This window comes from Paraglaciecola sp. MB-3u-78, assembly GCF_002835935.1.
In the GTDB taxonomy this organism is placed as follows: domain Bacteria; phylum Pseudomonadota; class Gammaproteobacteria; order Enterobacterales; family Alteromonadaceae; genus Paraglaciecola.
In genome coordinates this window covers 807,546-820,226 of record NZ_PJCF01000004.1, presented here as the reverse complement: position 1 = coordinate 820,226, position 12,681 = coordinate 807,546, and the positions used below count along the sequence as shown (strand labels likewise).

Annotated in this window: 10 protein-coding genes; all 10 read left to right on the top strand. The window is 38.5% G+C overall.

Annotated elements, in window-relative coordinates:
* Nucleotides 1-59 precede the first annotated feature (59 nt).
* On the top strand, nucleotides 60-2,207 hold the full coding sequence (locus tag CXF95_RS10465) for a prolyl oligopeptidase family protein (RefSeq protein ID WP_101198593.1): 2,148 nt from the start codon (nucleotides 60-62) through the stop codon (nucleotides 2,205-2,207).
* A 76-nt stretch (nucleotides 2,208-2,283) separates the two neighbouring features.
* The gene (locus CXF95_RS10460; RefSeq protein WP_232787757.1) at nucleotides 2,284-3,021 is read left to right on the top strand and encodes an SIMPL domain-containing protein; all 738 of its coding nucleotides are present in this window, start codon (nucleotides 2,284-2,286) and stop codon (nucleotides 3,019-3,021) included.
* A 25-nt stretch (nucleotides 3,022-3,046) separates the two neighbouring features.
* Nucleotides 3,047-3,544, top strand: a complete 498-nt coding sequence (locus CXF95_RS10455) for a GAF domain-containing protein (protein ID WP_101198592.1) — start codon at nucleotides 3,047-3,049, stop codon at nucleotides 3,542-3,544.
* Nucleotides 3,544-3,831, top strand: coding sequence for a hypothetical protein (locus CXF95_RS10450; protein WP_101198591.1), 288 nt, complete (start codon nucleotides 3,544-3,546; stop codon nucleotides 3,829-3,831). The genes CXF95_RS10455 and CXF95_RS10450 overlap by 1 nt, the downstream gene beginning before the upstream one ends.
* A gap of 24 nt (nucleotides 3,832-3,855) precedes the next feature.
* Nucleotides 3,856-4,500, top strand: a complete 645-nt coding sequence (gene proQ, locus CXF95_RS10445; RefSeq protein WP_101198590.1) for an RNA chaperone ProQ — start codon at nucleotides 3,856-3,858, stop codon at nucleotides 4,498-4,500.
* A 3-nt stretch (nucleotides 4,501-4,503) separates the two neighbouring features.
* A complete protein-coding gene (prc, locus tag CXF95_RS10440; RefSeq protein WP_101198589.1) occupies nucleotides 4,504-6,537 on the top strand; it encodes a carboxy terminal-processing peptidase in 2,034 nt (677 codons plus the stop codon).
* Nucleotides 6,538-6,624: 87 nt separating this feature from the next.
* Nucleotides 6,625-7,962 carry a sodium-dependent transporter gene (locus tag CXF95_RS10435; protein WP_101198588.1) on the top strand — a complete coding sequence of 446 codons (1,338 nt, stop codon included), beginning with the start codon at nucleotides 6,625-6,627 and terminating at the stop codon, nucleotides 7,960-7,962.
* A gap of 52 nt (nucleotides 7,963-8,014) precedes the next feature.
* Nucleotides 8,015-9,496, top strand: a complete 1,482-nt coding sequence (gene nhaC / locus CXF95_RS10430; RefSeq protein ID WP_101198587.1) for a Na+/H+ antiporter NhaC — start codon at nucleotides 8,015-8,017, stop codon at nucleotides 9,494-9,496.
* Between the two features lie 71 nt (nucleotides 9,497-9,567).
* Nucleotides 9,568-12,177, top strand: a complete 2,610-nt coding sequence (pepN, locus tag CXF95_RS10425) for an aminopeptidase N (RefSeq protein WP_101198586.1) — start codon at nucleotides 9,568-9,570, stop codon at nucleotides 12,175-12,177.
* Between the two features lie 31 nt (nucleotides 12,178-12,208).
* Nucleotides 12,209-12,430, top strand: a complete 222-nt coding sequence (locus CXF95_RS10420; protein ID WP_101198585.1) for a DUF2835 family protein — start codon at nucleotides 12,209-12,211, stop codon at nucleotides 12,428-12,430.
* The last annotated feature ends 251 nt before the right edge of the window (nucleotides 12,431-12,681 follow it).

Genomic DNA, 12,681 nt, shown 5'->3' with positions numbered 1-12,681 from the left:
TCAGTTAACCCCTCTGTTAAATAAGAAGAGCATTTATTAATATTCTAAAAGGCCAAAAATTGAGGCTAAAATTTTTAACCTCTCTCACTATCGCCGGCGCATTTATATTAGCTGGCTGTAGTAATCCTGAAAAAGCACAAAACAAATTGGAACAAAGCATACCTATGACAGAAATAGTCGCAGAAGCCCCCTTGTGGTTGGAAGAAGTAGAAGGCAAACAAGCCTTAGATAAGGTCAATGCTTGGAATAAAGAGACCTTAAATAAACTAATGGCTGATAGTCGTTATACTCAGTATCTCGAAGCTGGATTAGAAATTGTTAATGCCAAAGATAAAATTCCTTATGGTACTTATCGTGGCCGCTTTGTTTACAATTTTTGGCAAGACGAAAATCAGGTTCGAGGCATGCTACGAAGAACCACTTTAGATGAATACACTAAGTCTCAACCTAAATGGGAAGATTTGCTTAGCATTGACAATCTTTCAGCTTTAGAAGAAAAAAATTGGGTATATAAAGGATCAGAGTGCTTAGAGAGTAATTATGACCGTTGCTTGTTATCCCTTTCTGATGGTGGCAAAGACTCGGTCGAAATACGTGAGTGGGATCATGCCAAGCAATCTTTTGTTGAAAATGGATTTTTTATCCCAGATGCAAAAACAGGGGTAAGCTGGAAAGATATTGATAACATCAATATTGCGACTAACTGGGGTGAAGGCTCTGTAACCGAAAGTGGTTACCCATTTATCATTAAGTCATTAAAAAGAGGGCAGCCACTTACCCAAGCAAAACAAATATTTGAAGGCGAAAAAACAGATGTAGGAGTATGGCCATTTTCTCTTAAGTTTGGCGATAACAACCTAAACATGGTTGTGCGCTCAGTGACATTTTTTGAATCATTATATTTTTGGCTCCCCGATGACGAACGCCAAGGAATTCAATTGCCTATACCTGAAAAGGTAGCAGTACAAGGGGTTTTCAAAGGGCAATTAGTTTTATCTCTGAAGCAACAATGGTCGCCACAAAGTACAGAACAAATCTTTGATAGCGGCGATTTAGTGTCTTTTGATCTCCAACATTGGCTGCAAAATCAACAAATAAAAGGCTTACAACTGGTTTACCATCCCAATGAGCGAGCCACTATCGATGCTGTTTCTATAACCAAAAATACACTCGTCTTAACCTTGTTAGAAAATGTTGTGAGCAATATCTATATTTATGACTTTACTGATAGATGGTCACAGATGAAGTTAGCGATGCCTGAAAACGGTTCAATGTCAGTTTCGTCAGCCCATATTGATAGTGATATTATTTTTATTAATCAAGAAAGTTTTGTTGCCCCTGATACCTTATTTAAAATTGATGTAAACAATCTGGATATCACAGAGATTAAATCTATCCCAGCTCGTTTCGATGCCTCAAATATTGTAGTTGAACAATTTCAAACGAGTTCAAAAGACGGTGAAAAGATCCCCTATTTTGTAGTCCGACAAAAAGACATAAAATTTGACGGAACAAACCCAACATTACAATACGCTTACGGTGGTTTTCAAGTCTCATTAAAACCGAGTTATTCAGGGCTGCTAGGGAAAAACTGGCTAGAACAAGGTGGTGTTTATGTATTGGCAAATATTCGTGGTGGAGGAGAGTTTGGTCCAAATTGGCATCAAGCGGGACTAAAAACTAAACGACAGGTTATTTTTGATGACATGATTGCAGTTGGCGAAGATGTTATCGCTAAAAAGATCACCTCCTCTAAACACTTAGGCATAATGGGTGGCTCAAATGGTGGCCTGTTAATGGGGGTTATGTATACTCAAAGACCAGACTTATGGAACGCCGTTGTCTGTCAGGTACCTTTGTTGGATATGTTGCGTTATCACAAGTTATTAGCAGGGGCTTCATGGGTTGGGGAATACGGTAGTCCAGACATCCCCGATGAACGTGCATTTTTAGAGAAAATATCTCCGCTACACAATATTGATCCCGATGGTGATTATCCATCAATCATGTTTGTTACTTCTACTAAAGACGATCGAGTGCATCCAGGGCATGCAAGGAAGATGGCTTATTTATTAGAAAAGTATGGTCATGATTTTGAATATTATGAAAATATTGATGGGGGGCATTCGGCATCTGCTAATTTACAAGAAAGAGCAAAACGAACGGCATTGGAATACACTTTTTTATCTCAGAAATTAATGGATTAAAACTATTAAGCTGCCACCTTAAATAACGTTACTCTAGTCGATTCATTCTTTGTTCATAACGGTGAAGGCATCATAAATGTCATTCACTCAAAAATGTCTGCTTATCGAGGTTAAAATGCGTAAATGGTTTTTATTTTTATTGATATTAGTGATTGGCTACGCCAGCGCTGAAGATGATTCTAATGGCCAACACCATAGAATAATTGAAGTGTCTGGTGTGGGTAGTGTTCTAAGTGTGCCAGATCGTTTTAGTTTTAGTTTGTCAATTGAACAAAAAGGTGGCGTCGCATCAGAACTAAATACGGCTATCGTCGAAAGAACAAATACTGTGGTCCAAGCTTTGATAAAAATTGGCATCGACAAAAAAGCGGTTCAATCATTACAAGTACAGTTTAATCCTTGGGTTGAATACAATGGTAATACTCGGGAACAAAAAGGTTTTATTTTAACCCGGCAAGTTAAGGTCACATTGAAAACCTTAACTCAATACGAAAAGTCTATAGACGCCGTATTAAGTCTTGGAGTAAATAACATTAATGAATTTATTTTCACTAACAGTCAAGCCGATGCACATTATCAAGAGGCATTAAAACATGCCTTATTGAATGCCAAACAGCGTGCCATGGATATGGCTAATGTGTTGGACTTGAAATTAGCGGGTGTAATATCCATATCAGAACAATCGACTGGCGGGGTAGCACCAATATCATTGGGGGTGCGACAATTACAGGCATCAGAAAGTTACCAACCAGGAGAAATGTCTACACAGGCAAGGGTAAAAGTTATTTTTGCCCTAAAAGACAGTTATAAATAGATACATTTTAATTAAGGTTAGATTAATGGCAGAAAACAAACGGCAACACTATTCAGAATTAGCTCAACAAATTGAAGCAATAGTTGCTGGAGAACAAGATTTAGTCGCTAATATGGCGAATATTAGTGCGATACTTTATTGGGATTTAGAAAACGTTAACTGGGCTGGTTTTTATTTGGTAAAAGAAGAACAATTGGTTTTGGGGCCATTTCACGGACAACCCGCTTGTATTCGTATTCCAATTGGTAAAGGAGTGTGCGGAACGGCAGTATCTGACAATTGCATTCAAATGATTGACGATGTACATCAATTTACTGGTCATATTGCTTGTGATGCCGCCTCTAATTCAGAAATAGTGTTACCCATTCGCAAAAACAACCAAATTATCGCAGTATTAGATATAGACAGCCCGGATATTGCAAGGTTTGATCATGAAGATAAATCAGGTTTGAGCCTCATAGTAGATATATTACAAGCCACTTTTTACAACTCAGACGAATTCAAAGCTAGGAGAGTTGTTTAGTGAAACATACAATAGATATTCAAGTGGTGCTCGCAACTGTTGAGGATATGGATTTTTGGGATGATAGGGCTAGTGAAGCCACAGATAGGTTAAATACTATTCTGCATATGCTCTACGATAAAGCACATGAAGATATCAATTCCACCTCTTTAGAGAATATGATCCAATATATTTGGGAAAATTGGCGAGAAGATGCACATTTACTCGATATAGATGAAGATGATTTGTATGACTGGGTTGACCAGCTTCTAGCAACTTGGGATGATGAGCACCAAGAACCCCGTTAATACACTAACTAACTAGAAGAATGAATGGACAATCCACAAAAATTTTCGAACAGCAAAGAAGTCATAGGCTTTTTAGTTGAACAATTCCCCGCTTGTTTTAGTAATAAAGGTGATGCAAAACCTTTAAAAATAGGTATTTTTCAAGATTTAGCTGAACGTTTAGAAAATGAAGAGCGAGTCAGTAAAACACTACTACGTTCGTCATTAAGACACTACACTAATAGTTGGCGTTATCTTCATAGCATCAAAAAGGGCGCGCAGCGTATTGATTTAGATGGTAAAGATGTAGCTGCCATTGAAGATGAACACGTAGAACACGCTAAAAAACAACTTGATGAAAGTAAAGCCAAAGTAGCAGAGAAGCGTAAAGAACTAAAAGCGTCGGGTACTGATGTCAAACCCAATTACAAAAAGAAAGATGCGCCTAAGTTTAAACTTACGTCTAAAGTAGTTAATAAAGAACAAACAAAGGTTAAGCAGCCTACCGCTGAAAGATTAGAGCAACAACATATTGTCCCAGGAACCGCTGTGACAGTGAAGATTGGTAAGAGCCCTATGCCTGCAACTATTACTGATGTCAGTAAAGATGGCATTCAAGTGCAACTAGATACAGGAATGGTGGTCAAAGTTCAATTGGAAAACTTGAGATTGGCTCGTTCAAAGAGGTAATAAATGATTAAATCAATTCGTATATCTGTGGCATCAGCTTTATTGGTGATGAGTTCAGGCTCTATAGCAATAGAGAGCAGTTTGGGTGTGAAAGACTTACCTAAATTGGCTCAAGAATCGCAACACGTAGCGTCAGCTAAAAGAGTGTCCTCGCAATTTCTGCGCGCCCACTATAAACAGATTGATTTAGATGATGAATTATCGATCAAAATATTTGATCGGTTTATTCACTCTTTAGATTTTAATCGTAATGTATTTAGCGCTGCAGATATTAAAAGTTTCTCTGCTTACAGGGTTAAATTTGATGATGCGATTGAGCGGGGTAATTTAAGTATTGCCTATGAAATTTATCAACTTAATATGCAGCGTCGAACCGAGAGATACGAATACGCGCTTAGCTTATTAGATAAAGAATTTAATTTTGAATTGACTAATGACAAGTTTGTTTATGACCGAGAAGAGGCAGACTGGGCTAAAAGTAATGAGGAATTAGATGAATTATGGCGTCAGAGAGTTAAATATGACGCACTTAATTTAAAGTTAGCAGGTAAAGATTGGCCAAAAACTCAAGAACTACTCACTAAACGTTACGAACGTGCAATCAAACGTTTAACCCAAACATCTAGCGAAGATGTTTTTCAAACGGTTATGAATTCATTCGCCCGCAGCATCGAAGCGCATACTAGTTATTTGTCTCCACGCAATGCAGAACGTTTCCAAATGGAAATGAACCTCTCTTTTGAAGGTATAGGTGCCGTATTGCTCAGCGAAGATGACTTTACTGTTATTCGTAGTGTTGTGCCTGGCGGTCCTGCCGATTTATCTAATAACATTAAACCTGAAGATAAGATTGTAGGTGTTGCCCAAGATAAAGATGAGTTTGTTGATGTTATTGGATGGCGCTTAGATGAAGTAGTAGAACTGATAAAAGGACCCAAAGGCAGCGTTGTAAAACTTCAGGTAGTAAAGGGATCATCTGAATCCACTGTGCCAGTAGTCGTAACGCTCACCCGAGACAAAATAAAATTAGAGGATCGCGCTGCAAAATCTGAGGTTTACATCCCTAAAGATGGTCCAAACAAAGACCAAAAGTTGGGGGTGATATCAATACCTTCTTTTTATAACAATTTACACAAAGACGTTGCGAAAGAAATTGAAAGCCTTAATGAACAAGGCGTAAGAGGTATTATTGTTGATTTGAGGGGCAATGGTGGTGGTTCTTTGACCGAATCAACTCTGCTTTCAGGCTTATTTATCGATAAAGGTCCTGTAGTTCAAATTCGTGATGGCGCTGGTCGGATCCGTCTTGAAAAGGATGTAGACGGTAAGGTGTTTTATGATGGACCACTAACAGTATTAGTAGACCGTTACAGTGCATCTGCTTCCGAAATATTTGCTGCCGCCATGCAGGATTATAATCGAGCTTTAATCTTAGGCGAACAGACCTTTGGAAAGGGTACAGTGCAGCAACACCGCCCGTTAGGTAGAATTTATGATTTATACGAAAACCCTTTGGGCAGTGTGCAATTTACCATAGCCAAGTTTTATCGGATAAACGGTGGCAGTACTCAGCATAAAGGTGTCATCCCAGATATTTTGTTTCCATCGGTAATAGACCATGCTGATTGGGGTGAAAGCCAAGAAGAAAATGCGCTACCTTGGGACAGTATTGCTAGAGCCAACTACACCACTTTTGGTGAAAATAAAAATACGGTTAAAGGCTTAACAGAGTTATACAATCAAAGGATTAAAAAAGAATTCAACTACATCTATGAGGATGTAGAGCGTTACAGAATTAAAAAAGAAGATAAAACTATTTCTTTGGTCGAAACAGAACGACTAAAAGAAAAAACCGAAATTGAACAACGTAACCTGATGCGTACTAATGAACGCCTTGTTCGTCTTGGTTTAGAAAAAGTTGAAAACTTAGATGACTTACCGGAAGAACTTGAAACAGTTGACCCGTTTTTAGAAGAAGCTGCGAATATTACTTATGACGTATTAACTATGGGAAAATACGCCATTAATAACAAATAAAATAACAACGGGCTGCCACATGCAGCCCTTTCAATATAAAAATAATAAAAATAATAAAAATAATAAAAATATTTAAAAGGGCAACACATGGCTGCACGTGGAGAATTTTCGTCTCGAATGGGATTTGTGCTGGCTGCCGCTGGCTCGGCGGTGGGATTAGGTAATATTTGGGGGTTTCCAACTCAAGTGGCTAGTAATGGCGGCGCAGCATTTGTGCTGGTTTATATTGTTTTAGCCTTTCTTTTAGCTTACCCAGTGCTGATGGCAGAACTCATCATTGGCCGCGCAACGCGGTCAAATATGGTGGATGCATTAGGCAAAATATCAGGCAGTAATATTGGTCGCGCAACAGGTGTGTGGGGGTTTGTAACTGTTTCTTTAATTCTTTCTTTTTATGCATTAGTCGCGGGGTGGATGTTATCCCACTTTCTGCAAACTATCAGCGATATGCTGGGTCAAGATGCCATTTCAAATTGGTTAGTATCATCTTCATACACTAGAGACATTCTTTTTTCTGGTATCTTTCTTTGTTTAACTGCCAGTATTGTCACTGGAGGGGTGAGACAAGGTATTGAGCTATGGTCTGTCCGTCTAATGCCAGCCCTTTTTATTATTATTGTCTTGTTGATTATTTATGTATCGACTTTAGACGGTGCTGTGGAGGGATGGAAAGCTTATCTGCTTCCTAATTTTAGTTTGATCATGGAACCCAACCTGCTGATAAATGCAATGGGACAGGCTTTCTTTTCTATGTCTTTAGGAGTCGGTACCATGTTGGTATACGGGTCTTACGTCAGTAAAAAAGAAAATTTGCCCACCCTTGGGGCTTCCGTTGCCTTAGTTGATATAGGGGTCGCTATTTTAGCAGGAATGCTGATTATTCCCGCTATGTATGTGGCGCTGCATAACGGTGTCAAAATATTTTCTGATAGTGGTGCATTAATCGAAGGCCCAAACCTGATTTTTGCGGTTTTGCCTTCGTTATTTGAAACAATGGGTACAGTCGGTATATATGTAGCATTTGTATTTTTTGCTTTAATGATCATTGCTGCATTAACGTCCTCAATATCAATGCTTGAAGTCCCTGTTGCTTATGTAGTTGAAAGCAAAGGCATTGGCAGGAAACGGGCAGTATGGTTTTTAACGCTTCTAGTATTTATTATGAGTTCAACCATTGCATTTAATATGGATAGCCTGTTTGGATTCGTCATAGACTTAACCACTAAGTATAGTCAGCCCTTGCTCGGACTCGTTTTATGTATTTTTGCTGGATGGGTATGGAAACGTGATCAAATATTAGCGGAACTAAAACAGGGTAGTGAACAAGCAGAGCGCAGTATGTTTTGGAAAATTTGGCCATGGTATGTACGTTTTGTATGTCCTGTGGTTATCGCTATTATGTTTTACCGTTCGATAGTGGATTAGTCCCACAACATAGATTTAAACCCAATTTAAAACTCCAGGATTGTAAAATGTTATGACGATTAAAAAACCAAAAGTAGAAGCATCTTTATCTGATGCACTTATTCCAATTGTAATATTGGTCATTTTGTTGGGTGGGTCGGTATATTTATTTGAAGATAATTCCTCTTTTGGTCCTAACCAAATTGCCTTATTGGTAGCTATGGGCATAGCCGCCATTATTGGTTTGAAAAATGGTTATAGCTGGGATGATATTGAACAAGGTATTGTTAAAGGAATTTCTCGTTCTTTAGGTGCCATTCTTATTTTGCTGGCCGTGGGCTCACTTATTGGTACTTGGATGTTAGCGGGTACAGTTCCAACCCTGATATATTACGGCTTAGATTTGTTAAACCCTTCGATGTTTTACGCCGCCACTTGCCTTATTTGTGCCATAGTCGCAATGAGCATTGGTAGTTCATGGACCACAGCCGCGACAGTGGGTGTAGCCCTGATGGGAGTGTCTATAGGAATGGGCATGTCCGAAGCGATTACAGCCGGGGCCATTATTTCAGGCGCCTATTTTGGTGATAAAATATCGCCTCTTTCTGAGACAACTAACTTAGCACCCGCTATAGCGGGGACTAATTTATTTGAACATATTCAGTATATGATGTGGACCACTATACCTAGTATTATTATCACCCTCATTTTATTTGTGGTGATTGGTTTAGGCGCTGATTTACCCGACTCAGCCACTGGCATCGAAGAAATGCAAACCTTGTTACAGCAAGAATTTAATTTGGGTTTACATATGTTGATACCGTTGTTGGTGTTGTTAACTATGGCGATTAAAAAAGTACCAGCATTTCCAGCCGTTGCTATAGGCGCATTGTTAGGTGGTATATGGGCTGCGGTGTTCCAACCTGAAGTTATTGCAAGCCTAGCAGGTGAAGGCGTAAGCCCTCTTCGAGGCTCGATAGTCGTGGTATGGACGGCACTGTTTGATGGTGTCTCTTTCTCAACTCCCAGCGATACCTTAAACAACCTTTTAAGTCGCGGCGGTATGTCGAGTATGCTGAATACTATCTGGTTAATTATGTGTGCAATGACGTTTGGCGCTGTATTGGAAAGAATTGGGCTGCTTAAAAGAGTGGTGAGTGCATTTTTAAAAGGCGCCACAACAGCAGGTGATATGATCACGCGGACTATTTTAACCTGTATTGGTACTAATATTATTACCGCCGACCAGTATATGGCGATTGTGATGCCTGGCAGAATGTATAAAAATGAATTTGAAAAACGTGGCTTACATCAGCTGAATTTATCCCGTAGCTTAGAAGATGGCGGAACATTGACGTCTCCGCTTATCCCATGGAACACCTGTGGGGTTTATATGCACGGTGTTTTGGCAGTAAACCCATTAGATTATATTTTTTATACGTTTTTTAATTTGATAAACCCTGTTTTAGCTATTATTTATGCTTACTTAGGTATTAAAATCTTACGTATACCTATTCCTGAACCTGAACAGGAACCAATCACAACCAAGGCCTAATATGCAAAACGTGCTGGCTTACCAGCACGTTTTGCATGTCCTATTAAATCTTATTCATTTTTGAGGATATGATGTCTACTATTATTCCTGCTGTAAAAAAGCGCTCCGACTACCGACAACCTGACTTTTTAATCAATCACGTAGAACTAGAATTTACCTTGATTGATAAAAGCACAAAGGTGATCTGTGTTTCTAAAGTCACCAGAAACGGAACACACAACAAACCTCTTATTTTGGATGGTGAAGGCATTCAGTTATCGTCTGTGCACATCAATGGTAAAGATGTTTCTAATTATCAGCAAACAGACACGTCCCTGACAATTGATACCGATAATGATGAATTTGAATTACGTATTGAAAATATTATTAACCCCAAAGATAACTCTAGTTTAGAAGGTTTATATCTCCAAGCAGGGGCGTATTGCACTCAATGTGAGGCCGAAGGTTTTAGAAAAATCACGTATTTTCTGGATAGACCTGATGTATTGGCAACTTATGATGTCAAAATAATTGCGGACAAAAAACATTTTCCTTTTTTACTGTCTAATGGCAACAAGGTCGATTCTGGTGACTTAAGTGATGGCAATCACTGGGTGAAGTGGTCAGATCCCTTTAAAAAACCTTGTTATTTATTTGCCTTAGTCGCTGGTGATTTTGATCTTTTGGAAGACAGTTTTGTGACCCAGTCAGGTAGAACCATTGCCTTAGAGTTATTTGTAGATAAAGGCATGTTAGGCAGAGGCCAACACGCCCTTGATTCACTAAAAAAAGCCATGAAGTGGGACGAAACTGAGTTTGGTCTAGAGTACGACCTTGAAATTTACATGGTAGTGGCTGTCGACTTTTTTAATATGGGTGCCATGGAAAACAAGGGGCTTAATGTATTTAACAGTAAATTTGTGTTGGCCGATGCACAAACCGCCACAGATGAAGACTATTTTAATATCGAAGCCGTTATTGCCCATGAATACTTCCATAATTGGACTGGTAATAGAGTAACCTGCCGTGATTGGTTTCAGTTAAGTTTAAAAGAAGGATTAACTGTTTTTCGTGATCAGCAATTTAGTGCTGACATGTCTTCACCTATTGTTAATCGAATCCAAAACGTAAAAGTCATTCGAGAACGACAGTTTGCCGAAGATGCAAGCGCTATGTCACACCCCATCAGGCCTGATGAAGTGATTGAAATGAATAATTTCTATACTGTTACTGTGTATGACAAAGGCTCTGAAGTGATCAGAATGTTATTTACATTGTTAGGTAAGACAGGCTTCTTAGCAGGTATCAAACTCTACTTCAAACGATTTGATGGCCAAGCTGTTACTTGTGATGATTTTGTGCAAGCCATGCAAGATGCCAATGATAAAGATTTATCGCAGTTTAGACGTTGGTATAGTCAATCGGGGACACCTCAAGTTGTAGTTACAGACTCTTACGATGCAAGTTTAAAAATGTATCGAATTGAATTCCAACAGCAACATTCTGCTACTTTTGAACAAAAAGAAAAACAGAACTTAGTCATTCCTATTCAATTTAGTCTGCTTAACGATAAACTTGAACCTTTAATGTTGGGTGATTCTGACAAAGAGCAAATGACTTTAGAGTTAAATGATACCCAACAAAGTCTCGAATTTAAAAATGTTGATTCAAAACCCATTCCTTCATTGCTTCATGGTTTTAGTGCGCCTGTTAAGCTAGATTATCCCTACAGCCAACAACAGTTAGGCAAGGTTATGTTGGGATCACCTGATGAATTTGCTCGTTGGGATGCAGGTCAAAAATTATTTAGTGATTGTATCCATAATTTAGCGGATCAAACTGAACAGCAACAAATGGCCTCTATTGCTCAAACCGTCGGAATGTTTGAACCTATTATTGAGGCAATGGATATCTCGTTGGCATTAAAAGCCGAGATACTGACCTTGCCAAGTTTTGAGACTTTGTTCCAACAAATGGAATCAGTCGATATAGACGTATTAAATCAGTCACGAAAACAATTATTCAAAGCATTAGCTAAAACATATCAAGCTAATTGGTTGCGCCATTATTCGACGTTTGAACAACAACCTTATGTCTACCAATCAAAGCAAGTTGAACAAAGAAAAATGCGAAATCTTGCGCTTAAGTATTTAACCCTGTCAGAACTACCTGATGTTGAACAACTTTTAACACATCAATTTAATAACGCAGATAATATGACCGATTCTTTGGGTGTGTTAGGTGCAGCTCAATTAGGCGACTTGGATTTATTTGAAAAACTGATGTTAGCGTTTGAACATAAATGGCATGGGGACCCGTTAGTGTTGGATAAGTGGTTTGCTTTGCATGCTAATACCGATCGATCAGATATTCTTGCGCGTATTAGCATATTGATGGGGCACAGCCAATTCACCATTAATAATCCTAATAGAGTGAGAGCTTTAATCGGTACCTTTAGCTTTTTTAATGTGGCTGGATTCCACAATATTGATGGCTCTGGTTATAAGTTTGTAGCTGATTATCTGATAAAGTTAAATGAGGTTAACCCTCAAATTGCTGCGCGGATTATTACGCCTTTAATACAATGGCAAAAAGTAGATAAAACCAGACAACAACTTATGCAACATCAGCTAATGCGTATCGGTAATACAAAGGGGTTGAGTATCGACTTATTTGAAAAAATAACAAAAAGTTTGCCCTAGTGGCCATTAAACGTAGATTAAGAACAGCACAATGCAGACCTTTTATTTTACCTTGTCGCTCAAATATGAATTATGTGTGCAGCTCTATATTCCAGGCATCAATAGTGTTGTGATGAAAGCTGACAACGGTAAAAGGATCCAATTACCAGTCAGAAATTTACGACCCCATGTGAGTCCAATGGGTATAAAGGGTAGATTTAGATTAATGATTGACGATAATAATAAAATTAAGAGTTTTGAAAAAGTAGCATAATAAGACTGCATTGCTTGTGAAAATAAACTGCATAAGTATTTAGTCAATTTCCACTCTAAGGGCCCTTATGGGCCTTTTTTATGCTTTCAATTTGCATAGCTATGAAATTTGTAAAGATTAAGTAAATATAAGTCTTTTATTGCGCGATAATTTTAGCGAGAATGTGTCATAAGTTACAAAAAATTTTATATATCTCAGTCTTTTGTCTAATCGAGCGTAGCTAATCATAAATACCTTAGTCTGCTCGGTAA

Coding starts and splice junctions, on each gene's coding strand:
- CXF95_RS10460 (WP_232787757.1), top strand. CDS start 2,284: ATGTCATTCACTCAAAAATGTCTGCTTATCGAGGTTAAAATGCGTAAA.
- CXF95_RS10455 (WP_101198592.1), top strand. CDS start 3,047: ATGGCAGAAAACAAACGGCAACACTATTCAGAATTAGCTCAACAAATT.
- proQ (WP_101198590.1), top strand. CDS start 3,856: ATGGACAATCCACAAAAATTTTCGAACAGCAAAGAAGTCATAGGCTTT.
- prc (WP_101198589.1), top strand. CDS start 4,504: ATGATTAAATCAATTCGTATATCTGTGGCATCAGCTTTATTGGTGATG.
- CXF95_RS10435 (WP_101198588.1), top strand. CDS start 6,625: ATGGCTGCACGTGGAGAATTTTCGTCTCGAATGGGATTTGTGCTGGCT.
- nhaC (WP_101198587.1), top strand. CDS start 8,015: ATGACGATTAAAAAACCAAAAGTAGAAGCATCTTTATCTGATGCACTT.
- pepN (WP_101198586.1), top strand. CDS start 9,568: ATGTCTACTATTATTCCTGCTGTAAAAAAGCGCTCCGACTACCGACAA.
- CXF95_RS10420 (WP_101198585.1), top strand. CDS start 12,209: ATGCAGACCTTTTATTTTACCTTGTCGCTCAAATATGAATTATGTGTG.